The organism is Afifella sp. YEN Y35, from assembly GCF_047553465.1.
Classification (GTDB): domain Bacteria; phylum Pseudomonadota; class Alphaproteobacteria; order Rhizobiales; family Afifellaceae; genus Afifella; species Afifella aestuarii.
In genome coordinates, this window is record NZ_CP180203.1 from 3996834 (window position 1) to 4020475 (window position 23642).

26 protein-coding genes and 2 pseudogenes are annotated in these 23642 nt (G+C 64.3%); 24 read left to right on the forward strand and 4 right to left on the reverse strand.

All coding sequences use genetic code 11. The features are described from left to right. The first annotated feature begins 52 nt into the window (after positions 1–52). From ACK8CP_RS19005 to ybgC, 7 genes and pseudogenes are all read left to right on the forward strand, one after another. Positions 53–841, forward strand: a complete 789-nt coding sequence (locus tag ACK8CP_RS19005) for an SDR family NAD(P)-dependent oxidoreductase (RefSeq protein ID WP_307154276.1) — start codon at positions 53–55, stop codon at positions 839–841. Between the two features lie 38 nt (positions 842–879). Continuing rightward, positions 880–1374: pseudogene (ruvC, locus tag ACK8CP_RS19010) on the forward strand (crossover junction endodeoxyribonuclease RuvC); the annotation flags it as partial. A 204-nt stretch (positions 1375–1578) separates the two neighbouring features. Further along, complete coding sequence (locus ACK8CP_RS19015) at positions 1579–1839, forward strand: AbrB/MazE/SpoVT family DNA-binding domain-containing protein (protein WP_414832847.1); 261 nt, start codon at positions 1579–1581, stop codon at positions 1837–1839. Beyond that, complete coding sequence (locus tag ACK8CP_RS19020) at positions 1836–2252, forward strand: type II toxin-antitoxin system VapC family toxin (RefSeq protein WP_128291007.1); 417 nt, start codon at positions 1836–1838, stop codon at positions 2250–2252. The genes ACK8CP_RS19015 and ACK8CP_RS19020 overlap by 4 nt, the downstream gene beginning before the upstream one ends. After that, positions 2249–2875 (forward strand): Holliday junction branch migration protein RuvA, encoded by a 627-nt coding sequence (ruvA, locus tag ACK8CP_RS19025; RefSeq protein ID WP_092815537.1) that lies wholly within the window; start codon positions 2249–2251, stop codon positions 2873–2875. The genes ACK8CP_RS19020 and ruvA overlap by 4 nt, the downstream gene beginning before the upstream one ends. Continuing rightward, positions 2872–3921, forward strand: coding sequence for a Holliday junction branch migration DNA helicase RuvB (ruvB, locus tag ACK8CP_RS19030; RefSeq protein WP_234629032.1), 1050 nt, complete (start codon positions 2872–2874; stop codon positions 3919–3921). The genes ruvA and ruvB overlap by 4 nt, the downstream gene beginning before the upstream one ends. Further along, positions 3905–4363, forward strand: coding sequence for a tol-pal system-associated acyl-CoA thioesterase (ybgC, locus tag ACK8CP_RS19035; protein WP_414832848.1), 459 nt, complete (start codon positions 3905–3907; stop codon positions 4361–4363). The genes ruvB and ybgC overlap by 17 nt, the downstream gene beginning before the upstream one ends. 4 nt (positions 4364–4367) lie before the next feature. On the opposite strand, the gene ACK8CP_RS19040 is transcribed toward ybgC, so the two are convergent. Beyond that, the gene (locus tag ACK8CP_RS19040) at positions 4368–4505 is read right to left on the reverse strand and encodes a hypothetical protein (RefSeq protein WP_234629031.1); all 138 of its coding nucleotides are present in this window, start codon (positions 4503–4505) and stop codon (positions 4368–4370) included. A gap of 244 nt (positions 4506–4749) precedes the next feature. Between ACK8CP_RS19040 and tolQ the strand changes: the two genes are divergently transcribed. The 14 genes from tolQ to ACK8CP_RS19110 all read left to right on the forward strand — a co-directional run bounded on the left by tolQ (position 4750) and on the right by ACK8CP_RS19110 (position 19558). After that, a complete protein-coding gene (tolQ, locus tag ACK8CP_RS19045; RefSeq protein WP_092815542.1) occupies positions 4750–5463 on the forward strand; it encodes a protein TolQ in 714 nt (237 codons plus the stop codon). Beyond that, positions 5463–5915 carry a protein TolR gene (gene tolR, locus ACK8CP_RS19050; RefSeq protein ID WP_092815545.1) on the forward strand — a complete coding sequence of 151 codons (453 nt, stop codon included), beginning with the start codon at positions 5463–5465 and terminating at the stop codon, positions 5913–5915. Before tolQ ends, tolR begins: the two co-directional genes overlap by 1 nt. Before the next feature lie 3 nt (positions 5916–5918). Beyond that, on the forward strand, positions 5919–6929 hold the full coding sequence (locus ACK8CP_RS19055; protein ID WP_414832849.1) for a cell envelope biogenesis protein TolA: 1011 nt from the start codon (positions 5919–5921) through the stop codon (positions 6927–6929). A 22-nt stretch (positions 6930–6951) separates the two neighbouring features. Continuing rightward, positions 6952–8298 (forward strand): Tol-Pal system beta propeller repeat protein TolB, encoded by a 1347-nt coding sequence (gene tolB / locus ACK8CP_RS19060; RefSeq protein WP_414832850.1) that lies wholly within the window; start codon positions 6952–6954, stop codon positions 8296–8298. Positions 8299–8334: 36 nt separating this feature from the next. After that, complete coding sequence (locus tag ACK8CP_RS19065) at positions 8335–9120, forward strand: class I SAM-dependent methyltransferase (protein ID WP_414832851.1); 786 nt, start codon at positions 8335–8337, stop codon at positions 9118–9120. A 224-nt stretch (positions 9121–9344) separates the two neighbouring features. After that, entirely contained in the window at positions 9345–9848 is a 504-nt protein-coding gene (gene pal, locus ACK8CP_RS19070; RefSeq protein WP_370642346.1) for a peptidoglycan-associated lipoprotein Pal, read from the forward strand. A gap of 140 nt (positions 9849–9988) precedes the next feature. Then, a complete protein-coding gene (gene ybgF, locus ACK8CP_RS19075) occupies positions 9989–10981 on the forward strand; it encodes a tol-pal system protein YbgF (protein WP_414832852.1) in 993 nt (330 codons plus the stop codon). Next, positions 10932–12344 carry a tRNA lysidine(34) synthetase TilS gene (tilS, locus tag ACK8CP_RS19080; RefSeq protein ID WP_414832853.1) on the forward strand — a complete coding sequence of 471 codons (1413 nt, stop codon included), beginning with the start codon at positions 10932–10934 and terminating at the stop codon, positions 12342–12344. Before ybgF ends, tilS begins: the two co-directional genes overlap by 50 nt. Positions 12345–12505: 161 nt before the next feature. After that, a complete protein-coding gene (ftsH, locus tag ACK8CP_RS19085; protein ID WP_234629025.1) occupies positions 12506–14422 on the forward strand; it encodes an ATP-dependent zinc metalloprotease FtsH in 1917 nt (638 codons plus the stop codon). A gap of 194 nt (positions 14423–14616) precedes the next feature. Further along, complete coding sequence (gene glmM / locus ACK8CP_RS19090) at positions 14617–15957, forward strand: phosphoglucosamine mutase (RefSeq protein WP_092815568.1); 1341 nt, start codon at positions 14617–14619, stop codon at positions 15955–15957. 106 nt (positions 15958–16063) lie between these two features. After that, positions 16064–17344: a flavodoxin-dependent (E)-4-hydroxy-3-methylbut-2-enyl-diphosphate synthase gene (gene ispG / locus ACK8CP_RS19095; protein WP_128291020.1), complete on the forward strand. Its 1281-nt coding sequence runs from the start codon at positions 16064–16066 to the stop codon at positions 17342–17344. Then, positions 17334–17933, forward strand: coding sequence for a nucleoside deaminase (locus ACK8CP_RS19100; protein WP_414832854.1), 600 nt, complete (start codon positions 17334–17336; stop codon positions 17931–17933). Before ispG ends, ACK8CP_RS19100 begins: the two co-directional genes overlap by 11 nt. A 78-nt stretch (positions 17934–18011) precedes the next feature. Next, the gene (locus ACK8CP_RS19105; RefSeq protein WP_414832855.1) at positions 18012–18914 is read left to right on the forward strand and encodes a lytic transglycosylase domain-containing protein; all 903 of its coding nucleotides are present in this window, start codon (positions 18012–18014) and stop codon (positions 18912–18914) included. Beyond that, positions 18911–19558: a DNA-3-methyladenine glycosylase family protein gene (locus ACK8CP_RS19110; protein ID WP_414832856.1), complete on the forward strand. Its 648-nt coding sequence runs from the start codon at positions 18911–18913 to the stop codon at positions 19556–19558. The genes ACK8CP_RS19105 and ACK8CP_RS19110 overlap by 4 nt, the downstream gene beginning before the upstream one ends. A 31-nt stretch (positions 19559–19589) precedes the next feature. Here the strand turns inward: ACK8CP_RS19110 and ACK8CP_RS19115 are convergent, their stop codons facing one another. Further along, positions 19590–20390, reverse strand: coding sequence for a hypothetical protein (locus ACK8CP_RS19115; protein ID WP_414832857.1), 801 nt, complete (start codon positions 20388–20390; stop codon positions 19590–19592). A gap of 349 nt (positions 20391–20739) precedes the next feature. Here ACK8CP_RS19115 and ACK8CP_RS19120 point away from each other — a divergent pair. From ACK8CP_RS19120 to ACK8CP_RS19130, 3 genes and pseudogenes are all read left to right on the forward strand, one after another. After that, a pseudogene (locus ACK8CP_RS19120) lies at positions 20740–20946 on the forward strand (DNA-3-methyladenine glycosylase 2 family protein); the annotation flags it as partial. Next, positions 20946–21608, forward strand: coding sequence for an alpha/beta hydrolase (locus ACK8CP_RS19125; RefSeq protein WP_414832858.1), 663 nt, complete (start codon positions 20946–20948; stop codon positions 21606–21608). The pseudogene ACK8CP_RS19120 and the gene ACK8CP_RS19125, both read left to right, overlap by 1 nt. A 155-nt stretch (positions 21609–21763) precedes the next feature. After that, positions 21764–22321, forward strand: a complete 558-nt coding sequence (locus ACK8CP_RS19130; protein WP_234629020.1) for an HNH endonuclease — start codon at positions 21764–21766, stop codon at positions 22319–22321. Between the two features lie 28 nt (positions 22322–22349). Here the strand turns inward: ACK8CP_RS19130 and ACK8CP_RS19135 are convergent, their stop codons facing one another. Together ACK8CP_RS19135 and ACK8CP_RS19140 are read right to left on the reverse strand one after the other, a co-directional pair. Continuing rightward, positions 22350–22862: a disulfide bond formation protein B gene (locus ACK8CP_RS19135; RefSeq protein WP_234629019.1), complete on the reverse strand. Its 513-nt coding sequence runs from the start codon at positions 22860–22862 to the stop codon at positions 22350–22352. Then, positions 22862–23455, reverse strand: a complete 594-nt coding sequence (locus ACK8CP_RS19140) for a YqaA family protein (RefSeq protein ID WP_414832859.1) — start codon at positions 23453–23455, stop codon at positions 22862–22864. Before ACK8CP_RS19140 ends, ACK8CP_RS19135 begins: the two co-directional genes overlap by 1 nt. Between the last annotated feature and the right edge of the window lie 187 nt (positions 23456–23642).

Sequence of the window (23642 nt, forward strand, 5' to 3'; positions counted from 1 at the left end):
GGCGACTCGGTCTCCGCCGTTCGGGCCGGACGGGCCAAAAGGGAAGATGCCAATGTCGCTGGAAAACAAGGTCGCCATCGTGACCGGTGGAGCGAAGGGAATTGGGCGTGCCGTCGCCAAGCGCTTCCTGTCTGAGGGGGCGCGGGTGGTCCTCGCCGATATCGACGACGATGCGGGCAGCGCTTCGGTGGAGGCGCTCGGCGATCTCGGGCCTGTGCGTTTCGTGCATTGCGACGTCGCCGAAAAGCTCTCGGTACGCAATCTCCTGGCGACGACGGTCGACGCCTATGGCGACATCGACGTCCTCGTCTCCTGTGCTGCTATCGCGCTCAAGGCGGATTTCCTGGCGTTGACGGAGGATGAATTTGACCGCGTCCTCAACGTCAATCTCAAGGGGGCGTTTCTCGTCGGCCAGGCCGTCGCCAAGCGCATGGTCAAACAGATCGAAGCGGGCGGCGATCCGGGCGTCATCATCCATATGAGCTCGGTCAATGCCGTCGTCGCGATCCCCGACCAGGTGCCGTACACGATCTCCAAGGGCGGCGTGAACCAGCTCACCAAGGTGATGGCGCTGGCGCTCGCGCCGCATGGCATCCGCGTCAACGCGATCGGGCCGGGCTCCATCATGACCGACATGCTGGGGCATGTCGCCGACGATGCCGAAGCCCGCCAGCGCATTTTGACACGCACGCCGCTGCGCCGCATCGGCGAGCCGAGCGAGGTGGCCGCGGTCGCAGCCTTCCTCGCCTCCGACGATGCGAGCTACATGACCGGGCAGACTGTCTATGTCGACGGCGGGCGCCTGCCGCTCAATTTCACGGTTTCGACCGAGGATTCGTAAGCTGCGCCGTTCGTCCCGGTCTTCGCTATGATCAGCCGATGAAGCAGACGATTCGCATCATCGGCATCGATCCCGGCCTGCGCCGCACCGGCTGGGGCGTCGTCGATATGTCCGGCACACGGCTCGCCTTCGTCGCGGCCGGCACGGTCCGATCCGACGAAAAAGACGCACTGTGTGACCGGCTGGCGGCGCTCTATGACGGGCTCGTCGCCGTGATTTCCGAACACAGCCCCGGCGAAGCGGCGGTGGAAAACACCTTCGTCAACCGCGATGCGGGCGCCACGCTGAAGCTCGGGCAGGCGCGCGGAATTGCCCTTCTGGCGCCGGCGAAGGCGGGGCTCGAAGTGGCGGAATACGCCCCCAACATGGTGAAGAAGTCGGTCGTGGGCGCCGGCCATGCGCAGAAGGGGCAGATCCGCACGATGGTGTCGATCCTGATGCCGAAGGCGACCTTCGACAGCGACGATGCCGCCGACGCGCTCGCCATCGCCATCTGTCACGCGCATCACCGCGGCAGCGCCGTGGCTCAGGCGGAGGCGAGCCCTGCGGTCGAGGCGAAGCGCCAGCGTGGCGGCCGGGGGATCGAGGCGATCAAAGGCTCGCGCAGTGCGAACGAACACCTTTCGTCGGACGAGCTCATGCGGTTGGTGCGCGGCCGGGGGTGAAGCCCAGGAGAATGCGCCTCGTCGCCTTGCCGACGTTTCTGTAATGTTCTATTCTTACTTCGCGAGGTAAGAATGCCGAAGAGTTCGACGACCGTGACGACGAAGGGTCAGATCACCATTCCGAAGGGAATCCGTGATCGTCGCGGCATTGCGGTCGGGACGCGCTTTGAGGTGAGCGAACGTGGCGAGGAGATCGTCCTGCGCCGGGCGGGGCCGGCCGCGTCGGAGAAGGCGGAGGATGCGGAGTTCGACGCCTATCTGGAGCGAGCCCGGGGCTCTCTGCGGACCGGCATGAGCACCGACGCCTTCATGAAGCTCCTGCGCGACGAATGAGCGAGACGCTGGTCGACACGAACATCCTGATCGATGTGTTGCAGGAAGACGCGGAATGGGCGGCGTGGTCGCAGGCCCAGCTGCGCCAGGGACGGCAGCGGGGCGGGCTCGTCATCAACCCGATCATCTACGCCGAAGTCTCCTGCGGCTACAGCACCCAGCGCCAGGCGGAGCGGGCATTGAGCCCGGCGATCTACCGGCGCGAGGCACTGCCATGGGATGCAGCCTTCGCGGCAGGCCGTGCCTTTCTCGCCTATCGGCGCGCCGGCGGCGCCAGACGTTCGCCACTGCCGGATTTCTATATTGGCGCGCACGCCGATTTCGGGGGGTATTTCCTGCTGACCCGTGATCCGGAGCGCTATCGGCAGTACTTTCCGCTCCTTCAGATCATCTCGCCGGACACCCATCCATGATTGGCAAACTCAAAGGGCGCATCGATTCCTACGGACCCGACTGGGTCATCGTCGATGTCGGCGGCGTCGGCTATGTCGTGCATTGCTCGACGCAGACGCTGCAGGCGCTGCCGTCGCCCGGAGAGGCGGCGACGCTTTCGATCGAGACCTATGTGCGCGAGGATCAGATCCGACTTTTCGGTTTCGCCTCGGATGTTGAGCGCGAATGGTTCCGGCTGTTGAATTCGGTGCAGGGGGTGGGCACGCGGATGGCGCTCGGCGTGCTCGGTACGCTGCGGCCGGCCGATCTTTCCTCGGCGATCGCGCTGCAGGACAAGGCAATGATCGCGCGCTCGCCCGGCGTCGGGCCGAAGCTTGCCGGGCGCATCTGTTCGGAGCTCAAGGACAAGGCGCCGGCGCTCGGCGGTGGCATCGGTGGCGATCCGTCGCTGTCGCGCCTGCAATCGGATCTCGGCGATCAGGTCGCGCCGCAGCCGATAGCCGATGCGGTTTCCGCCCTCGTCAATCTCGGCTATGCCCAGGCGCAGGCCTCGGCCGCGATCGCCAAAGCGATGCGTGATGCGGGCGAGGGGGCCGAAACCGCGAAATTGATCAGGCTCGGCCTGAAGGAGCTCAGCCAGTGAGCACAGACCGTCTCGTCAGCGCCGATGCGCGCGTCGAGGACAGCGATCCCGACGCCTCGTTCCGGCCGGAGCGGCTTGCCGATTTCGTCGGCCAGGAGAAGGCGCGGGGCAATCTCAAAGTCTTCATCGAGGCGGCGCGGTCGCGCTCGGAGGCGCTCGATCATGTGCTTTTCGTCGGGCCGCCAGGGCTCGGCAAGACGACGCTCGCGCAGATCGTGGCGCGCGAGCTCGGCGTCAATTTCCGTTCCACGTCGGGACCGGTCATCGCCAAAGCGGGCGATCTCGCAGCCCTTCTCACCAATCTCGACGAGCGCGACGTGCTCTTCATCGACGAGATCCACCGCCTCAACCCGGCAGTGGAAGAAATTCTCTATCCGGCGATGGAGGATTTCGAGCTCGATCTCATCATCGGCGAAGGGCCGGCGGCGCGTTCGGTGAAGATCGATCTCGCGCCCTTCACGCTGATCGGCGCGACCACGCGGCTCGGGCTTCTGACCACACCCTTGCGCGACCGCTTCGGCATTCCCGTGCGGCTCGATTTCTACACCGAGGCGGAGCTTGAAAAGATCGTGCGCCGGGGAGCGCGCATTCTGGGGGCGCCGATTTCCGACGAGGGGGCGAGCGAGATCGCCCGGCGGGCGCGGGGCACGCCGCGCGTCGCCGGCCGGCTTCTGCGGCGCGTGCGCGATTTCGCGGCCGTCGATGGGGCGGAGCGGATCGAACGCTCTCTTGCCGACAAGGCGCTTCTGGCGCTCGAGGTCGATGCCCGCGGGCTCGATCTCCTCGACCGACGCTATCTTTTCATGATTGCGGAGAATTTCGGCGGCGGCCCGGTGGGGATCGAGACGATTTCGGCGGCGCTGTCGGAGCCGCGCGACGCCATCGAAGACATCGTCGAGCCCTATCTCATCCAGCAGGGGTTTATCCAAAGAACGCCGCGCGGCCGCCTGCTGACGCCGAGAGCCTTCCAGCATCTGGGCCTTGCCGTGCCGACGCAGGACCGGGCCGCGCAGATGGGACTTTTCTTGAATGACGACGACAGCTGACGCGCCCGCCGAACTTTCCGGCCGGCTGACGGTGGATGGGCATATCCTGCATCAACGGGTCTATTTCGAAGACACGGATTTTTCCGGCCTCGTCTATCACGCCCGCTATCTGCATTTTCTGGAGAGGGGGCGCTCGGATTTTCTACGCCTTCTCGGCGTGCATCATCACGTGCTCGCCGCGGACGGCCTTGCCTTTGCCGTGCGGCGGATGACGATCGAGTTCGAAAAGCCGGCGCGTATTGACGATATCGTGACCGTTCTCACGAGGCCCGAAAAAGTGGGCGGGGCGCGAGTCACGCTGGCGCAGGAGCTGCGCTCAGGCGACGCCATTCTCGTCAAGGCTGTCGTTGAAGCGGCGCTTCTGACCGGGGAAGGCCGTCCGGCGCGCCTGCCGGGAAAAGTGCGAGAGGCTCTGAGCGCCTCCTTCAAACAAAGCCCATAAAAATTTAAGCGGCCAGTCCTCCGAGGGCGACCAGGAAGACGGAGAGGCCGAGCGCAGAAACGACCAAGGTGTCGGTGAAGCGCGAGTCGGTCTCGGTCGGCTGATCTGCAGTCTGATCAAGGCGGGCATCAAAGCGCGACATGGGATTCCTCTTGGCCGCAATGGCCTGCTGTTTCGAATTCCAAACGCCTTCCGACTCCAACGGTTCCAATCGTTTATCGTGGACAAGAAAAGTTTGCTGTGAGGACCCGCTCCTAACGGTTCGTTAACCGTGATGATCTCTCATCCTTTAGACTGGTTTCATCGGGGCAGGCTCTCTCAGGCCGTGCTTTTGTCACATTCGGCGGTCAAGAGCCGCCAAGATCGAAAAAGAGCGATCTCATTCCATGGATCAAGTTGCCCAGACAGCGCTCGCCGATCCGGCGGGTGGCTTTTCCCTGCTATCTCTATTCTGGCAGGCGCATATCGTCGTGAAGATCGTCATGCTCGGCCTGCTCGGAGCTTCCGTGTGGTGCTGGGCGATCATCATCGACAAGACGCTGCTCTACCGCCGGATGAAGGGCCAGCTCGACAAGTTCGAAGATACGTTCTGGTCGGGACAGTCCCTCGAACAGCTCTACAACCAGGTGTCGGCGCGCGAAGCGCACGGCATGGCGGCGCTTTTCGTCGCCGCGATGAAGGAGTGGAAGCGCACCTATGAGGGAGGCGCGAAGTCGCTCGCAGGCCTCGGGCAGCGCATCGACCGGGTGATGGACGTCACGATCGCACGTGAGGTCGACCGGCTCGAACGGCGGCTCCTGGTGCTCGCGACCGTCGGCTCGGCCGGCCCGTTCATCGGCCTCTTCGGCACGGTGTGGGGCATCATGACCTCGTTTCAGGCGATCGCGGCCTCGAAGAACACCAATCTCGCCGTGGTGGCGCCAGGTATCGCCGAAGCGCTTCTCGCGACGGCCTTTGGCCTCTTCGCCGCCATTCCCGCGGTGATGTTCTACAATAAGTTCGCCAGCCAGGTTTCCCGGCTCGCCACGCGCATGGAGGGCTTTGCCGACGAGTTCGCGGCGATCCTGTCACGCCAGATCGACGAGCGGAGAGCGGCCTGATGGGCGCCGGGATGATCGCACCGAGCAGGGGCGGCAGCAGCCGCCATCGTCTGCGCCGCCGCCATGCGCTGGTGGCGGAGATCAACGTCACGCCGTTCGTCGACGTCATGCTGGTGCTGCTGATCATCTTCATGGTGGCGGCGCCGCTTCTCACCGTCGGCGTGCCGATCGACCTGCCGGAAACGCAGGCCAAGGCGATGGATGCCGACACCGAACCGTTGACGGTGTCGGTCAATGCCGATGGGTCGATCTATCTGCAGGAGCAGGAGGTGTCGTCCGACAAGCTGGTGGCGACACTGCAGGCGCTTGCGAAAAACGGACTCAACGAGCGCATTTTCGTGCGCGGCGATCGCAATGCCGATTACGGCACGATCATGCGGGTGATGGGCCGTCTCAATGCGGCCGGCTATCGCCGGATCGGTCTCGTCACCCTGCAAGAGACTGATGGGTAAGGAATGCGTGTCGGCCTCGGCGTTTCACTTGCGGCTCACCTGGCGCTGATCTCGCTCGGGCTCTTCGCGTTTCCGGACGCGAAGCCTTTCAGCGTGGATCACACGGAAGCCCTGCCTGTCGATCTCGTGCCGATTTCCGAAGTGACCGATCTTCTTGCCGGCTCCAAGACGGCCAAGCCGAAGCCTGACGAAAAGCCTCAGCCCAAGGCGCAAGCCAAGGCGGATCGGCCGGACCCGAAGCCGGCGGAAAAGCCGGCGCCGAAACCTGTTCAATCGGTGAAGGAACCGACGCCGCGGCCGACGCCGAAGGTGGAGGAAAAGCCGAAACCGGAAGAGACCAAGGTCGCCTCTGTGCCGCCGGAACCCGAGCCCGAGCCGGAGCCCGCGCCTCGTCCCGACGCGCAGCCGGAGAAGGCGCCAGAAGCGACGCCGCAAGAGGCGGCGCCCGCGCTCGATACCCTGCCGAAGACGCGCCCGACGCCGCCCAAGGACATCAAGCCGCCGAAGCCGGCCGAGACCAAACCGGCACCGGAAAAGCCCGTGCCGGAAAAGCCGAAGGTGACGCAAAAGCCTGAGCCGAAGCGGGATTTCCGGCCCGACGATATCGCGGCACTTCTCGACAAGCGCGATCCGACGGGTGGCGGGGACCCCAATCCCGCTCCCGATCCGCAGACGTTCGGCGCGCGCGAGGGCAAGGCCGAGGCGGCGATGACGCAAAGCGAGATCGAGGCGCTGAAGGCACGGCTTTATCAGTGCTGGAATCCGCCGATCGGCGTGCGCCAGGCGGGCGGGCTCCGGGTGACGGTCGCTATCAGCCTGCAGCCGGACGGAACGCTTGCGGCACCGCCCCGCCCGGTCGGTGGCGGTTTCGACGAGCTTTCCCGGGTGGCGATGGAGAGCGCCATCCGCGCCGTCCACGAATGCGCCCCTTACGACATACTACCGCCAGAGAAATACTCCTTGTGGCGGGATATCGAATTCACCTTCGACCCGAGCGAAATGCTCGGCGGATGAGATTTGACGGAGCTTCACGCCCATGTCCTTTACCGACCGCTTGAGAAGTCGGGCTTTCCCCTTCGCCATCGCCGCAGCGCTTGCCCAGTTCGCGCTGGTTGGCGCTCTGATCGGCAGCGCGTCGGCGCAGCTGCGCGTCGACATCACGCGCGGCACGATCCAGCCGATGCCGATCGCCATCCCGGCCTTCGTCGGGACAGGTGGCCAGCCCGACCAGCTCAGCCAGCAGATCTCCGACGTCATCACGGCCGATCTGAAGAATTCGGGCCTTTTCGCGCCGGTCGATCCGGCTGCCTTCATCCAGCCGACGATCCCGCCGGACGTGACGCCCGATTTCGCCAATTGGCGTCCGCTCAACGCCCAGGCGCTCGTCTCCGGGCGGGTTGCGGCGACCCCGGACGGGCGGGTGCAGGCGGAATTCCGCCTCTGGGATATTTTTGCTGGCCGGCAGCTGACGGGTCAGCAATTCGTGGCGAGCCCCGACAATTGGCGGCGGGTGGCGCATATCATCGCCGATGCGATCTATGAGCGCCTGACCGGCGAGAAGGGCTATTTCGACACCCGCATCGTCTTTGTCGACGAATCCGGATCGAAGGAACAGCGCGTCAAGCGGCTCGCCCTGATGGACCAGGACGGCGCCAATGTGCGCTATCTGACCGACGGCAGCGATCTCGTGCTGACGCCGCGCTTCTCGCCCACGCGCCAGGAAATCACCTATGCGGCGCTCTCCGGCGACCAGTGGCAGGTGTTTCTCCTCAACACGGAGAACGGGCAGCGGGAGAAGATCGGCAATTTCTCCAACATGACCTTTTCGCCGCGCTTTTCTCCGGACGGGCAGAAGGTGGTCCTGTCGCTCGCCCAGGGCGGCAATTCCAACATCTATCTGCTCGATCTCAGGAACCGGCAGATGACGCGGCTCACCGATTCGCCGTCGATCGATACGGCGCCGTCGTTTTCGCCGGACGGTCAGCGCATCGTCTTCGAATCCGACCGGGGCGGCACGCAGCAGCTCTACGTGATGGGCGCGAATGGCGGCCCGGCGCAGCGGATTTCCTTCGGACAGGGACGCTATGCGACCCCCGTCTGGTCGCCGCGCGGCGATCTCATCGCCTTCACCAAGCAGGAAGGTGGCCGCTTCGGCATCGGCGTGATGACGCCGGACGGGTCGGGCGAGCGCGTCATCACGGAAGGCTTCCACAACGAGGGTCCGACCTGGGCGCCCAACGGCCGCGTGTTGATGTTCTTCCGCGACCAGTCCGGCGGCGCTGGCCCGCAGCTCCTTTCCGTCGACATCACCGGCTATAACGAGCGGGTCGTGCCGACGCCGAATTATGCTTCCGATCCGGCGTGGAGCCCGCTCCTCGATTGATGCTGGCAGCCCGGTGCCGGAGGGCAGGCAAATTCCATGAGCTCATATTGCGATGAACGCCTGGCGGGTCTTTACGACCTGCTCAATCCGCCGGGCGAGGATACGCGCTTCTACATTCAGCTTGCCGGACAGCTCAAAAGGCAGCCCGAGGGAGAGCCTGAAGCGCAGAGTGAAGAACAGGGTGGCGGACGCGAGCCGCTTGCGATCCTCGACATCGGCTGCGGCACGGGTGCCCTGGCGCGGGCTCTCGCCCGACGCGGGCACAAGGTGACGGCGACCGATCCGGCGCCGGCGATGCTGGCGGTTGCACGCCGCGGGGCCGGGGCGGAGCGTGTCGATTGGGTGGAGGGCGATGCCACCACCCGTCATGCGGCGGCGCCCTTCGATCTCGTCCTGATGACCGGGCACAGCTTCCAGTGCCTGTTGAGCGACGAGGTCATCGACGCCGCCTTCCAAGCGGTGCGGGAGCAGCTTTCGCCGGGCGGCCGGTTCGCTTTCGAAAGCCGCAATCCGGTCGTCGAGGGCTGGCGGCAATGGACGCCCGGGCGCAGCCGTCGCCTCATTCGTCCGATCGGGAGCGCGAGCGTGGAGACCTATCTGTCCCTGGTCTCAGCGGAAGACGACATCATCGCCTATCGCACGCATCTGCGCTTTCCCGGCGAGGAAGAAGTCATCCTGGAAGATCAAGTGCGGTTCACATCGTGCGATCTTCTCAAGGAGAAGCTGGCCGAGGCCGGGTTTTCGGAGGTCAATCTCTACGGCTCCTTTGACCGCAGCGAGTTCGGCCCAAAAAGCCCGGAGATCATCGTCGTCGCGGGATAAGGCCTCGCTCATCGGCAATTGAGGCGCCGAGGCCGCGCTTTGTGGCCAAAAAGGTGCGCGAGCGCCAAGCTTCCGCCGCATTCGGTGGCCACCGCTCTCTTCGGACATTTTGTTTTGCGTCGCCCATCTGTCTGCGTTCACGCCTTCTTAACCCTAATCGTTCATGAGGCCTTAACCCTGTCAGGGTTATCAAAGCCCTTCGATTCCACCAGGAGCTTGCGGCGATGAGCTTTCGCCTGAATATCCGTATGCTAGCTGCTGCCTTCGGCGCAGCCCTTCTTCTGACGGCTGGCGGTTGCGCCAACCAGCAAAAGGCGTTGGATCTGGCCGGTTCCGGAGGAGGCGCAGGTGCGGCTACGCCCGGCAGCCCGCAGGACTTCCAGGTCAATGTCGGCGACCGCGTCTTCTTCATCGTCGATTCCTCGTCGCTGACGCCGGAAGCACGGGCGACGCTCGACCGTCAGGCAGCGTGGCTGAACCAGTATCCGAATTACACCATCACCGTCGAAGGCCATGCCGACGAGCGCGGCACGCGCGAGTACAACCTTGCCCTCGGCGCCCGGCGCGCGGCTGCAACCCGCGATTATCTCGCTTCGCGCGGCATCAATCCCGGCCGCATGCGCACGATTTCCTACGGCAAGGAGCGCCCGGTCGCGGTCTGCGATGCGGCCTCGTGCTGGAACCAGAACCGCCGCGCGGTTACGGTCGTGGGCGGCGCCGGCAGCTGATCGCCGTCGCAGTCCTGCCACAGAGGTAAAGAAAAGGCGGCTTCGGCCGCCTTTTTTGCGTTCCTGTCACACGTGTCGAAGTTTGGCCGAATTGATCTGGAGGTGGTGGAGCCTCACTCAGTCATGCTAGCGACCTTGTCATGAGCGGACGTATTCTTTTTGTTTTTGTCGGCCTTCTCCTTTTCCCGGGCCTCGCCCAGGCGCAGAGCCCGCAGGAGATCGGCCAGATGCGGCTCTACATCCAGCAGCTGGAAGAGCGGGTGCGCCAGCTGACTGGTGAGGTGGAGCAACTTCAGCACGAACTGCAGGTCACCCGCCGTCAGGCCGGTATCGCCGGCCCGCCGCAAGGCGGGGAAGATGCCCCGATGGACCAGAGCTTTGGCTGGAACGGCGGACAGACGGGCGCCCAGCCGAACGCCCAGCCGAACGGTGGCCAGCAATTCGGGGCCGGCTCCAACACCTATGGTGGCGCGACCTATGGCGGCGCGACGGGCGGCAGCGTCAATCCTTCCAACAATTCCAGCAGCGTGGCAGGCGCGCCGCCGCAGGATCTCGGCACGGTGGGCATCTCGCCGGATGATCCGCGCATCGCGCAGGACGGCGAGGGCGGTTTCGATGCCGGTGCGCCGATCGATCTCTCGACGCTTGCGGGCGGTGGTCCGGGCGGGCCTGCCCCGGCCGTCGGTCCCGTCGATGACATGGGCAGCGGTGCCGAACAGCCTCAAGGGCCGGCGCTCGCCTCTCTCTCCGGCGACCCCAGGCAGGATTACGATTTCGCCTATGGCTATATCCTGACCGGCGATTATTCCGAGGCGGAGCGGAGTTTCGCGGCCTGGCTGGAACGCTTCCCCAACGAGGCGCAGGCGAACGATGCGCGCTTCTGGCTGGGCGAGAGCCAGCTGCAGCAGAACAAGGACAGGGCGGCGGCGAATACGTTTCTGGAGCTTTACAAAACCGCTCCGAAGAGCCGTAAGGCCCCGGATGCTCTGATGAAGCTCGGCATCGCTCTTGCCGCGCTGGGCGAAAAGGACGCTGCCTGTGCCACCTTCGACGAAGTCGGCCGCAAATATCCGGACGCGTCCGGTGCACTCACCAACCGCGTGGCCGCAGAAGCGAAACGCGCCGGCTGCTGAGGGCGCCCCGGCCGCTGAGGGCGCGATCGATGCGGCCGAGGCGGAACCGCTCCTTCGCGAATGGCTCGACCGGGGAGCGCTGATCGCGGTCTCCGGCGGGCCGGATTCGCTGGCGCTGCTGGCGCTTGCGGCAGAGATTGCCGCACATCGCGACGCGCCGGCGCCGCAGGCTTTTACCTTCGATCACGGCCTGCGGGCGGAGAGTGCCGCCGAGGTGCGGATGGTGGGAGATGTCTGCACGCGGCTTCACCTCCGCCACCATGTGCGCCGCTGGGAAGAGGCGGAGCGGCCGCAAAGCGGGATCGCCGCGGCCGCCCGGCTGGCGCGCTATGCGGCGGCCATCGAAGTTGCGACGCGGGTAGGCTGCCGCGCCATCCTGACCGCCCACCATGCGGACGATCAGGCCGAGACGGTGCTGATGCGCATGGCACGCACCGCCGAGCCGCGTGCGCTCAAGGGGATCGAAGCCGCGTTAAGACGGGAGGGATGGCCGACGATCGCGCGGCCGTTCCTACAGTTCTCGAAAGCCCGGCTGCGCCTGAGCGCAGAGGCTCGCAAGCTTCCGTTTTGCGATGATCCGACGAATTCTGATCCCGCGCAGGAGCGGGCGCGTGTGCGCCTTGCCGCGCCGGAGCTTTCTGCCATCGGGCTGACGGCCGAACGGCTCGCCATCTTCGCCGCGCGCGAAGGGCACATCCATCAAATGTTTGAACGCGCGGCGCTTCAGGCTGCCGAAAGCGCCACGGTGAGCGAGGCCGGAGCGATCACGATTTTGCGACCGGCTTCGGTGCGCCGGGAGATGGAATTCGAAGCCTGGCTCGCGCTTCTGCGACGGCTTTTGATGGCTGCATCCGGACGCGTGGCGACGCCTTCGCGCGAGGCGCTCGTTTCTCTCGATGAAAGGCTGAGTGCGATGGTGGGGGGCGGAGGCTCCCTCGTTGCGACACTGCATGGAGCCCGGCTCGATCTCAGCGAGAATCGTCTCGTCGTCAGCCGCGAATGGGGCCGGCAGGGGCCGGGAGATTGCAATCTCGCAGCCGGGCGCGATGTGGTCTTCGACGGGCGTTATATCGTCGCGCCGCATGCGCTCGCTGGCGAAGACGCCCGTGTTCGTGGCTTCGGGTGGTGCGGACGCGGAAATGCGTTCGAGCGCACAATGCCGGCGCTGTTTGCCGAGGACACCTGCATCGCCGTTCCGCCCCTCCTCGCGGCCAAGGGGGATGCCGGATGCCGCACGGATCTCGGCATTCGACAAATTGTCGACGACCGGCTTTGCGATCCCCATATCGGGGGTCTCTACGATCGGTTGATGGTGGAAAACCGCTTGCCGCCAAGACCGGCCGAGATGCACAATATCAATTAGTTGAGCGCGTGACGGCCTCATCGGCTTGCCGGAAGCTGGCGTTTGCGGGCCGCACTCCATTTCTGTGCCTTCACATCAACCCCCTCGCAACCTATCTAGGGGATGTTTGACAGGACGCCCTCACGGATCCGGCGCCGAAAGCGCCATCGGGGAAAGCCAGAATGAACCAGAATTTCCGGAATTTCGCGCTGTGGATCGTGATCCTGCTCCTCTTGGTGGCGCTCTTTAACTTGTTTCAGAGCCCGTCCCGCCAGGGTACGACGCAGGAAATCACTTATTCGCAGTTCCGCAGCGAAGCGATCGACGGCAACATCAAGAACGTCACGATCAGCGGCCAGCAGATTACTGGCACCTACAGCGACGGCAAGCGCTTTACGACTTACGCGCCGGACAACTCAGAATATGTGACGCTGCTTGAAGACAAGGGCGTCACCATCAAGGCCGAGCCGGACGAGAGCGAGATGTCGTTCTTCTCGGTGTTGATTTCCTGGTTTCCGATGCTGCTCCTCATCGCGGTGTGGATCTTCTTCATGCGGCAGATGCAGGGTGCCGGCGGCCGAGCCATGGGCTTCGGCAAGTCCAAGGCAAAGCTTCTGACCGAAGCGCATGGCCGCGTGACCTTCGAGGACGTGGCCGGTGTCGACGAAGCCAAGGAAGACCTTGAAGAGATCGTGGAATTTCTGCGCGATCCGCAGAAATTCCAGCGGCTCGGCGGCCGTATTCCCCGCGGCGTGCTACTCGTCGGCCCTCCGGGCACCGGTAAGACGCTGATCGCCCGTGCCGTGGCGGGTGAGGCGGGCGTGCCCTTCTTCACCATTTCCGGTTCCGACTTCGTCGAGATGTTCGTGGGCGTCGGCGCAAGCCGTGTGCGCGACATGTTCGAACAGGCGAAGAAGAATGCACCGTGCATCATCTTCATCGACGAAATCGACGCCGTCGGCCGGCATCGTGGCGCAGGCCTCGGCGGCGGCAACGACGAGCGCGAGCAGACGCTCAACCAGCTGCTCGTCGAGATGGACGGCTTCGAGGCGAACGAAGGCATCATCCTGATCGCCGCCACCAACCGTCCGGACGTTCTCGACCCGGCGCTTCTGCGCCCGGGCCGCTTCGACCGTCAGGTCGTGGTGCCGAACCCGGACGTCGTCGGCCGCGAGAAGATCCTGAAGGTGCATGCGCGCAAGGTGCCGCTCGCGCCCGACGTCAATCTCAAGACGGTGGCGCGCGGGACTCCGGGCTTCTCCGGTGCCGATCTCATGAACCTCGTGAACGAGGCGGCGCTGCTTGCGGCACGACGCGGCAAGCGGCTCGTGACGATGCTCGAATTCGAAGACGCCAAGGACAAGGTGATGATGGGTGCCGAACGGCGCACGCTCGTCATGACCGAGGACGAGAAGCGGCTGACGGCCTATCACGAGGGCGGCCACGCCATCGTGGCGCTCAACGTGCCGTCGACCGATCCCGTGCACAAGGCAACGATCATCCCGCGCGGACGTGCGCTCGGTATGGTCATGCAGTTGCCGGAGCGCGACCAGCTCTCCATGACCTACCAGCAGATGACCTCGAGGCTCGCCATCATGATGGGCGGCCGCGTGGCGGAGGAGATCACCTTCGGTCATGACCGGGTCACTTCCGGTGCGGCCTCCGACATCGAGCAGGCGACCAAGCTGGCGCGGGCGATGGTGACGCGCTGGGGCTTCTCCGAAGAGCTCGGACGCGTGGCCTATGGCGACAACCAGGAAGAGGTGTTCCTCGGCCATTCCGTGGCACGGCAGCAGAACATCTCCGAGCAGACGGCGCAGAAGATCGACCGCGAGGTCCGCCGTCTCGTCGACGAAGGTTACGACAAGGCGCGGGAGATCCTGACCACGCATCACGATCAGCTGGAGACGCTGGCGCAGGGGCTGTTGGAGTTCGAGACCCTTTCGGGCGAAGAAATCCGCGCGCTCCTCAACGGCAAGCGTCCGGTGCGCGAGGATCCGAGCGACGATCTTCCGCCGGCCAAGGGTTCGGCCGTACCCACAACGGGATCGCGGCCGCGTCCGGGCAACGATGGTGGCCTGGAGCCGCAACCCACGTGATAGGCATGCGAGCCTGTTGCAACCTTGCAGCGGCGTCGCTGATATATTCGTATACACAAAGTGAGGCCCGGAGATCGCTCCGGGCCTTTATTGTTCCTTGAGGAAAATGCGGCACCGTTTCGTTTTTCGACGGTGCAGACCGAACGAGCCGGAGCGCGAGCGACCGCGCAGCGCAGGAGAGGGCGCAGGCAAGAATGACACGAAGCTATTTCGGAACCGACGGCATCCGCGGCACGGCGAACGCCTTCCCGATGACGCCGGAGATCGCCATGAAGGTGGCGCAGGCGATCGGCCTCTATTACCGCAACGGCCATCGCCAGCGCGTCGTCATCGGCAAGGATACGCGGCTGTCCGGCTACATGCTGGAGAATGCGCTGGTCGCGGGTTTCACGTCCGTCGGCGTCGACGTGTTTCTGCTCGGGCCGATCCCGACGCCTGCCGTTGCCATGCTGACGCGCTCCATGCGTGCCGATTACGGCGTCATGATTTCCGCCTCCCACAATCCTTTCGACGACAACGGCATCAAGATTTTCGGCCCGGAAGGCTTCAAGCTGTCCGACGAGGTCGAGGCGGCGATCGAGGAACTCGTGGAATCGGATCTGTCGCGCCGGCTCGCGGGTCCGCGCGAACTCGGCCGTGCCAAGCGCGTCGACGGGGTCGTCGACCGCTACATCGAATTCGCCAAGCGCACCCTGCCGCGCCATCTCGACTTCGACGGGCTGCGGGTCGTCATCGACTGCGCCAATGGTGCCGCCTACAAATCCGCTCCGAACGTTCTGTGGGAGCTCGGTGCGGAAGTGATCCCGATCGGCATCGAGCCGGACGGCTTCAACATCAACCGCGATGTCGGCTCCACCTCGCCGGCGGCGCTCGCCCGCAAAGTGCATGAGGTGCGCGCCGATCTCGGCATCGCGCTCGACGGCGACGCCGACCGGGTCGTCATCGTCGACGAAAAGGGCAACGAGGTCGACGGCGATCAGCTGATGGCCGTCGTGGCGTCTTACTGGCAGGCCGAGGAACGGCTCGCCGGCAACGGCATCGTCGCCACCATCATGTCCAATCTCGGCCTTGAGCGCTTTCTCGGCGGGCTCGGCCTGTCGCTGGCGCGCACGCCCGTCGGCGACCGCTATGTCTCCGAATATATGCGCCAGCACGGCTTCAATGTCGGCGGCGAGCAATCCGGGCACATCATCCTGTCGGATTATACGACGACGGGCGACGGGCTCGTGGCTGCGCTGCAGGTGCTTGCCGTCGTGTGCAAGGAGGCGAAGCCGGTCAGCGAGGTCTGCCACCGCTTCGATCCGGTGCCGCAGGTGAAGAAGAACATCCGCTACAAGGGCAATCTGCCGCTCGAGCAGGAGCAGGTGCAGAAGCTCATCATCGCGGCGCAGACGAAGCTTGGAAATTCCGGGCGTCTCGTCATCCGGCCCTCGGGCACGGAGCCCGTGATACGGGTGATGGGCGAGGGCGACGATCGCGATGTCGTCAACTCCGTGGTCGACGATATCGTCTCCGTGTTGCAGACTGCGGCCTGAGCGCGCAATTCCTGCAAAGCTGCCATTCTCTTATGGCTTGCGACACAAGGACGGCGCGACGCAAACGACGTTGACTTCCAGGACCGATTTCGCCACGAGTTCGCCCATGCAAGAACGTCCGAGCCTCAGCGATTTCGCGCTGCCCGCAGGCCCCGCTCAGCGGCGCCAGTCGGTTGCCGTCAACGTCGGTGGCGTGATGGTCGGAAGCGATCATCCGATCGCCGTCCAATCCATGACCAACACCGATACGGCCGATATCGATGCGACCGTCGCACAGGTGATGGCGCTGGCCCGGGCCGGCTCCGAGCTGGTGCGGGTCACGGTCGATCGCGAGGAGGCGGCTGCGGCCGTCCCGCAGATTCGCGACAAGGTGCGCGCGGCCGGCGTCAACGTGCCTTTGATCGGCGACTTCCATTATATCGGCCACAAGCTTCTGGCCGAATATCCGGGCTGCGCCGAGGCGCTCGACAAATACCGCATCAATCCGGGCAATGTCGGCTTCCGCAAGAAGCGCGTGAGCCAGTTCGACGCCATCATCGAGACGGCGCTGCGCTACGACAAGCCGGTGCGGATCGGCGTCAATTGGGGGTCGCTCGACCAGGAGCTTCTGACGCTCCTCATGGACGAGAACGGCCGCCAGGCGCATCCGATCTCCGCCACCGCGGTGATGCGCGAGGCGATGGTGCGTTCCGCGCTTCTTTCTGCCGCGCGTGCCGAAGAGATCGGCATGCCGCGCGACAAGATCATTCTGTCGGCGAAAGTCTCCGACGTTCAGCAGCTCATCACCGTCTACCGCATGCTGGCGCAGCGCTGCGATTACGCGCTGCATCTCGGCCTGACGGAAGCGGGCATGAGCTCCAAGGGGCTGATCGCCTCGTCGGCTGCCATGGGCATCCTGCTGCAGGAAGGCATCGGCGACACGATCCGTTATTCGCTGACGCCGGAGCCGGGCGGCGACCGCTCGCTCGAGGTGAAAGCGTGCCAGGAGCTCCTGCAGAGCATGGGCTTCCGTCAGTTCCTGCCGATCGTTTCGGCCTGCCCCGGATGCGGGCGCACGACCTCGTCACTCTTCCAGGAGCTGGCGCGCGACATCCAAAACCATATCGCTGCACGCATGCCTGTCTGGAAAGAGACCTATCCGGGCGTCGAGGCGATGTCGGTCGCCGTGATGGGCTGCGTCGTCAACGGGCCGGGTGAATCCAAGCACGCCGACATCGGCATCTCGCTGCCGGGCACGGGCGAACAGCCGGCCGCGCCGGTCTTCATCGACGGCGAGAAGGCGACGACCTTGCGCGGGCCGAAGCTTGCGGAAGATTTCACCGCGCTCGTCGAAGACTATGTGGCACGCCGTTATGGCGGGGCCACCCGGCAGGACGATGCGGCCTGAGGCGGAACGCCTCGCGGACCGTTTTCTTGAGGTCATCGAGACCGATATCCTGCCGTTGACGGAGGCGGGGGTCGCCGCCGGCAACAAAGTGTTCGGCGCGGCGATCCTGAAGAAGTCCGATTATTCTCTGGTCGTCGCCGCCTCCAACCAGGAGCGGACGAACCCGCTCTTTCACGGCGAGGTCGCGGCCCTCAACGCCTTCTACCGCTTGCCGGATGCGAGACGTCCGGCGACCGCCGATTGTCTGTTCCTCGCCACGCACGAGCCCTGTTCGCTGTGTCTTTCGGCGATCACCTGGGCGGGCTTCGACAATTTCACCTATCTCTATCCCTATGAGGTGACGCGCGACGCCTTTGCGATCCCGCACGATCTCGCCATCCTCAAGGAAGTCTTCGGGATCAAGGACGGGGCCTATCGCGGCACCAACGCCTTCTGGACCGCGACGGCGCTCGTCGAACTGATCGACGTCTCGTCCGACGATGCGCAGGTCGCTTTTGCGGAGCGGGTCGCGCGCATCAAAGACGCGTATCAGCGGCTGTCGAGCGCCTATCAGGCGGAAAAGTCGGGCTCCGGTATCGCGCTTTCCTGAGAGAGGCCTCCGGCGCCCTTGCGCGCGGCCGACGACGGCCCAAATTTCCGCCCGGATCCGGTTGAAGATTTCGGGGCGATGCGGCGTTTCGGCAAAACACTTCTGGCTGTCGCGATCGTGGGGCTTTCGGCACCACGGGCGATCGCGTGGGAGGAAGGTGCCGTCGTCGGCATCGGGCCGCCGGCGAAGGTGCCGCCCGCTTTCGAAAAGGTTGCCGCCGAACCCGAGGCGATCTGCGCGTCGATCGAATTGCAGGCGAAGCGTTTCGGGCTCGATGCCGCCTATTTCGCTCGGCTCATCTTCAAGGAGAGCCGCTTTGATGCCGGTGCCGTCAGCCCGAAAGGCGCGGAGGGCATCGCCCAGTTCATGCCGGCGACGGCCAAGGCGCGCGGCCTTGCCGATTCCTTCGACATCGCCCCGGCGCTTTATCATTCGGCCTCGTATCTGCGCGAAAACTGGAGCCTCTTCGGCAATTGGGGATTGGCGGCGGCCGCCTACAATGCCGGACCCAACCGCGTGAGAAGCTGGCTTGCCGGCGACAGCGGTCTTCCCTTCGAAACGCAGAATTTCGTTCTCTCCATCACCGGCGAGCCGGCGGAACGCTGGCGTGAAAGAGAAGCCAAGCTCGGCGATCTCAGTCTCGACCCCGACCTCTCCTTCCTGGAGGCGTGCCGGAAGCTGCCCGCAGCGCGCACGAGCCCGCGCATGGCCATTGCCTCCGGCGACTGGAAGCCGTGGGGCGCGCAGGTCGCCGGCAGCTTTTCGCAGGCTGCGGCTCTGTCGCAGTTTCAAAGGCTGAAGGGCCGCTACGCGTCGCTCTTCGGCGATGAGCCGCCTATGGTGGTGCGGGCGAAGACGCCGGCACGCGGTCGCGCCTCGATCTATGCCGTCCGGCTCGGAGCCGACAGCAAAGCGGAGGCGAGCCGGATCTGCGACCGGCTGCGCGCCAAGGGAGGGGCCTGCGTGGTGATGAAGAATTGAGCCGCATCGACAGCCTCGAGGATATCGCCGAAGGTCTCACGCATCTCACCCGCGCCGATGAACGGCTGGTGCCGGTGGTGGCGCTTGCCGGCGACGTGCCGCTGCGCCGTCATCACGGCGGCTATGAGGGGCTCGCCTCCATCATCGTGGCGCAGCAAGTTTCCAAGGCGGCGGCCGACAGCATCTGGCGACGTCTTGCCGACAAGCTTCAGGAGGTCGGGCCGCAGAGCGTTCTCGCCGCCGATGAGGAGGAGCTCAAGGCTTGCGGTCTGTCGCGGCCGAAGATCCGCACGCTGCGTCGGCTTGCCGAGAGCTGCGTCGCCGATTTCCGCTTCGAGGGGCTGGAAGACCTGCCGGCGGAGGAGGCGATCGCCGAAATGACCGCGCTTCATGGTGTCGGGCGCTGGACGGCCGAGGTCTATCTTCTCTTCTGCTGCGGCCATCGGGACATCTTTCCAGCCGGCGACATTGCGTTGCAAAATGCCGTGCGCCACGCCTTAGCGGCGGCGGAGAGACCCTCGGAGAAAGAACTGCGGGGGATCGCGGAAGCCTGGTCGCCGTGGCGCGGCGTCGCCGCCCGCCTGTTCTGGCGCTACTACGCCGTCACTGCCAAAAGAGACGTGATACCTCTCGGATCAAACTAAAGGACATGTGGTGAGTTATTGCGTTCGCTCTTTACATACGAAACGCGCGGAGGCGTGCGCTAAGTGCTTCCTCCTGAGCTCGTACCTCGTAGATATCATCGGCGAGAAGTGTGGCGAGGGGCGTTTCGGGACTCGGACTGGTAGTCCCCAGTCTTTGGACTATGAAATCAATTGCCGTCATTGTGTCGGAAAAACGCTGATGCAGAACGGGTTCGTGGTGGGCCAAGCGATTTCGTGTTTGATAAAGCTGTTCCAGCTGAATTGCGATTGCCGCGCGGGTTAGACTCTTATCAGGGAAGGTTCGCTTTAGAGTAGTCCGCCAAAGCAAATGGTCGTATTCGGGCCCATAAAGGCGTTTCCAGAAATAAAGTGTAAGTTCTGCGATCACCTTGCCTTCTGTGACAGTGATCTGCCGACGTCGCTCCTTTGCTCGGCGTAGGTGCGGGGTGTTGGGAGGGCGACCCCGCGGGTAGGCGATTGCATCCAGTTGAGCTTTCTGAGCCTGGCTTAGTTTTGCGTATTCGGCGCGTTTGGCGCTATCCACCGCTCCTTCGATCTTTTTACGTTCCGGCTCCTTCCATCGGAAGGCGATGGGCGGTTGCTGCAACCAATTTGGCACTCCGAAATAGCGGCTCAGATTGTCGGCGACTGTGTTGCGCAGAGCAATTTCTATCGTTGCGGTTACATGCATCATGCGCGAGCCTAGTTGCAAGGTAGCTTGATGCAGTTCAATGGCGGTCTCTGCTGAGCCGGTCAGTTCTGTTAACGACGCAAGACGGTCGGGGGATAGAAGGACCGTCAACTGAGCGACATGCTGCGGCTTAATTGGCATTGACGCGCGGCCTACCATTCCCTATTTTCAACATCGAAAAGTCGGGATTAGATCGGCAGTTGTTTCGGCAACGGATCCCCGGCTTCCCAGATTGAGGCACCCTTTAAAAGGGTGCCTCATTTTTTATTTCTGGCCTCTAGATTATCGCCTGTGATGCTGCTGAGCAATGCGGGCTACGTCGCCACTATAGTCGTGTCCATGTTAATATCGGGCCGCTTAGTCGGGGATGGCTCACCTCCATCCAACCTCGGCTAATCGGCGGTACTGAGCCGGTGGGCCTAAGGCCCGGCCTGACGCCGGGACCGAGGTAGTGCGACCAGAAGCCGAGACCGGCCAGGGACCCAGGAGTGGCCATCGGGACATCTTTCCAGCCGGCGACATTGCGTTGCAAAATGCCGTGCGCCACGCCTTTGCGGCCGCGGAGCGACCCTCAGAGAAAGAATTGCGGGGGATCGCGGAAGCCTGGTCGCCGTGGCGCGGCGTCGCCGCCCGCCTGTTCTGGCGCTATTACGCCGTCACTGCCAAAAAAGACGTGATACCTCTCGGAGATTCCTGATGCCTTTAACCCTCCTCGACGGACCGCGAATCGCCCCAGCCTCGGGAGGCGCGGCAAAAAGTCTCGTCGTCTTCCTTCATGGCTTCGGCGCGGACGGCAACGACCTCATCGCGATCGGTCGCGAATGGGCGCGGGCGCTGCCGGATACCGCCTTCGTCGCGCCGCATGCGCCGGAGCCGTGCGCGGCCGCACCGATGGGCCGGCAATGGTTCGACCTCACCCGCCAGAACCCGGAAGTCTACAAGCTCGGTGTGGCAGAGGCGGCGCCCTCGCTCGACCGTTTCCTCGATCAGGAGATGCAGCGGGTGGGCGTCGACGAGACGAAGACGGCGCTCGTCGGCTTTTCCCAGGGCACGATGATGGCGCTCTATGTCGGGCCGCTGCGGCCGAAAAAGCTAGCCGGTATCGTGGGTTTCTCCGGTCTTCTCGCCGACAAGACGGCGATCGCGGCGCCCGAGGCGCAAAAGCCGCCGGTGCTTCTCGTGCACGGCGATAGCGATCAGCTCATCCCGGTGCAGGCGCTCTTCATGGCGAATGAGGGGCTGACGGACGCTAAGATTCCGGTCGAATGGCACATCAGCCAGGGGATCGGCCACGGCATCGGGCCGGACGGGCTCAGCCTGGCGCAGCAGTTTCTGCAGCGTGTGCTCGGCGCGGCCTGAGGAGGGCCGAGACGCAAGCGCTGCCGCCTCGCGGCGCTTGCGCGATCCTTATTCGCCGACGTGACAGATGAGCTTCACAAGCGTGTCACAGAGCGTATAGACTATGCGCGCGACTAAGAGGAGGCCGTTGACTTCGATGGCATTAGCGCAGCGCCATGACGATACACGTCTCGCCTAACGCGCATCCCGCACTCGTCCTGAACGCCGATTACCGGCCGCTCAGCTACTATCCTTTGTCGCTCTGGTCGTGGCAGGACGCCATCAAGGCGGTGTTTCTCGACCGGGTGAATATCGTCTCCGAATACGACTTTCAGATCCGAAGTCCGAGCTTCTCCATGAAGCTTCCTTCCGTCGTATCCTTGAAGACCTACATCAAGCCTTCCCGAAATCCCGCCTTCACACGCTTCAACGTCTTTCTCCGCGACCGCTTCGAATGCGCCTATTGCGGTTCGCCCGACGATCTCACCTTCGACCACGTGATCCCGCGCTCGAAGGGCGGCCAGACCACCTGGACCAACGTCATCACCGCCTGTGCGCCGTGCAATCTGAAGAAGAGCAACAAGAGCTGCGAGGAGATCAAGATCTGGCCGCGGCATATGCCGTTCGAGCCGACGACCTACGATCTGCATCGCAACGGCCGGCTCTTCCCGCCGAACTATCTGCACGAGAGCTGGATGGATTATCTCTACTGGGATACGGAGCTGGAGCCGTAAGCCGCTTCGGCGTTGGCTCCATGCCGTCTCAGCGCCGCTTAGCCAGCGTCCTGTAAAGCGCGTAGATCGTCAGCGCGACAAGGAACAGCGAGGCGACCGCATTCCAGCCCGCGAAGGAGAGGCCGAAGAGGTGCCACAGCGCCTCGTCGCAGCTCGGCCCCGACACGCCGCTCTGCAGCGAATTGAACATCGACGCGGCATCGCCCGGACCGCCCGTCTGCACGCAGGTGTCCGGCCCCTTCCACCAGTGATATTCGACGCCGGCATGATGCACGCCGAGCCCGAAGCTGACGGCCCAGATGATCGCGAGAACGCCGAAGAGGGCCGCGAGGAGGCCACGTGGCGCGCTCCGCCAGACCGCCAGCACCGTCACCAGCGTGATCGGCAGAGCGACGTAATAGGGCAGGCGCTCGCGCAGGCAGAGGGCGCAGGGCTGATAGCCACCGATATGTTCGAAGCCGAGTGCGGTCAGAATGGTGGCGCCCGCCGCCAGAAAGAGGAGGAGGGCCAGAAGGCGCAGGGTGCGATCGGTTGCAGCCATCAATGTGAGCCTGGCAGGATATATTTGATGATGATGAAGCCTCCCGCCAAGAGCAGCAGGAAGACGGTGAAGACGAGCCCAAGCCGCTTTTCGATGAAGGTCCTGATCGGCGGCCCGAAGGCATAAAGCAGGCCGGCGACCGCGAAGAAGCGGATGCCGCGGGCGATGACGCTCGCCACCATGAAGACGACGAGCGACAAATGTGTGGCGCCCGAGGCGATGGTGATCACTTTGTAGGGAAAGGGCGTGACGCCGGCGATCAGGACGGCCCAGGCACCCCATTCGTTGTATTTCGCGGCAAATGCCTCGAAGGCGTCGCCATAGCCGTAAAAGGCGAGAATGGGGGCGGCGACGGCCTGGTAGAGAAAGGCGCCGATGAGATAGCCGAAGAGGCCGCCGATGACGGAGGCGATGGTGGCGACGGTCGCGTAATACCAGGCCTTGGACCGGTCGGCGAGGATCATCGGGATGAGGAGCGCGTCCGGCGGGATTGGAAAGACCGAACTCTCGACGAAGGAGACGCCGGCAAGCGCCGCCGTCGCATGGCGGCTCGCGGCGAGGTTCATCGTCCAATCATAGAGGGCGCGCAGCATGGGCCTTGCCGGTCGGGGAGTGACGAGGGCCCAGCCTTATCACCTTCCGTTACGGTGCGCTCAAGCCCTAACTTGGCGATGGCGAATTTCGCGCGTCGGCGCATTAATGCTGCTGAAACAGGGACACGCCCAGTTTTGTCTTCCCAGTATCATTTTCTTTGCCGTTCCGGGCGCGATCATGTGGACG

What these genes read in the sequence shown, in the direction of transcription:
- ACK8CP_RS19005 (WP_307154276.1), top strand. Translation starts at nt 53, where the DNA reads ATGTCGCTGGAAAACAAGGTCGCCATCGTGACCGGTGGAGCGAAGGGA.
- ACK8CP_RS19015 (WP_414832847.1), top strand. Translation starts at nt 1,579, where the DNA reads ATGCCGAAGAGTTCGACGACCGTGACGACGAAGGGTCAGATCACCATT.
- ACK8CP_RS19020 (WP_128291007.1), top strand. Translation starts at nt 1,836, where the DNA reads ATGAGCGAGACGCTGGTCGACACGAACATCCTGATCGATGTGTTGCAG.
- ruvA (WP_092815537.1), top strand. Translation starts at nt 2,249, where the DNA reads ATGATTGGCAAACTCAAAGGGCGCATCGATTCCTACGGACCCGACTGG.
- ybgC (WP_414832848.1), top strand. Translation starts at nt 3,905, where the DNA reads ATGACGACGACAGCTGACGCGCCCGCCGAACTTTCCGGCCGGCTGACG.
- ACK8CP_RS19040 (WP_234629031.1), bottom strand. Translation starts at nt 4,505, where the DNA reads ATGTCGCGCTTTGATGCCCGCCTTGATCAGACTGCAGATCAGCCGACC.
- tolQ (WP_092815542.1), top strand. Translation starts at nt 4,750, where the DNA reads ATGGATCAAGTTGCCCAGACAGCGCTCGCCGATCCGGCGGGTGGCTTT.
- tolR (WP_092815545.1), top strand. Translation starts at nt 5,463, where the DNA reads ATGGGCGCCGGGATGATCGCACCGAGCAGGGGCGGCAGCAGCCGCCAT.
- ACK8CP_RS19055 (WP_414832849.1), top strand. Translation starts at nt 5,919, where the DNA reads ATGCGTGTCGGCCTCGGCGTTTCACTTGCGGCTCACCTGGCGCTGATC.
- tolB (WP_414832850.1), top strand. Translation starts at nt 6,952, where the DNA reads ATGTCCTTTACCGACCGCTTGAGAAGTCGGGCTTTCCCCTTCGCCATC.
- ACK8CP_RS19065 (WP_414832851.1), top strand. Translation starts at nt 8,335, where the DNA reads ATGAGCTCATATTGCGATGAACGCCTGGCGGGTCTTTACGACCTGCTC.
- pal (WP_370642346.1), top strand. Translation starts at nt 9,345, where the DNA reads ATGAGCTTTCGCCTGAATATCCGTATGCTAGCTGCTGCCTTCGGCGCA.
- ybgF (WP_414832852.1), top strand. Translation starts at nt 9,989, where the DNA reads ATGAGCGGACGTATTCTTTTTGTTTTTGTCGGCCTTCTCCTTTTCCCG.
- ftsH (WP_234629025.1), top strand. Translation starts at nt 12,506, where the DNA reads ATGAACCAGAATTTCCGGAATTTCGCGCTGTGGATCGTGATCCTGCTC.
- glmM (WP_092815568.1), top strand. Translation starts at nt 14,617, where the DNA reads ATGACACGAAGCTATTTCGGAACCGACGGCATCCGCGGCACGGCGAAC.
- ispG (WP_128291020.1), top strand. Translation starts at nt 16,064, where the DNA reads ATGCAAGAACGTCCGAGCCTCAGCGATTTCGCGCTGCCCGCAGGCCCC.
- ACK8CP_RS19100 (WP_414832854.1), top strand. Translation starts at nt 17,334, where the DNA reads ATGCGGCCTGAGGCGGAACGCCTCGCGGACCGTTTTCTTGAGGTCATC.
- ACK8CP_RS19105 (WP_414832855.1), top strand. Translation starts at nt 18,012, where the DNA reads ATGCGGCGTTTCGGCAAAACACTTCTGGCTGTCGCGATCGTGGGGCTT.
- ACK8CP_RS19115 (WP_414832857.1), bottom strand. Translation starts at nt 20,390, where the DNA reads ATGCCAATTAAGCCGCAGCATGTCGCTCAGTTGACGGTCCTTCTATCC.
- ACK8CP_RS19125 (WP_414832858.1), top strand. Translation starts at nt 20,946, where the DNA reads ATGCCTTTAACCCTCCTCGACGGACCGCGAATCGCCCCAGCCTCGGGA.
- ACK8CP_RS19130 (WP_234629020.1), top strand. Translation starts at nt 21,764, where the DNA reads ATGACGATACACGTCTCGCCTAACGCGCATCCCGCACTCGTCCTGAAC.
- ACK8CP_RS19135 (WP_234629019.1), bottom strand. Translation starts at nt 22,862, where the DNA reads ATGGCTGCAACCGATCGCACCCTGCGCCTTCTGGCCCTCCTCCTCTTT.
- ACK8CP_RS19140 (WP_414832859.1), bottom strand. Translation starts at nt 23,455, where the DNA reads ATGCTGCGCGCCCTCTATGATTGGACGATGAACCTCGCCGCGAGCCGC.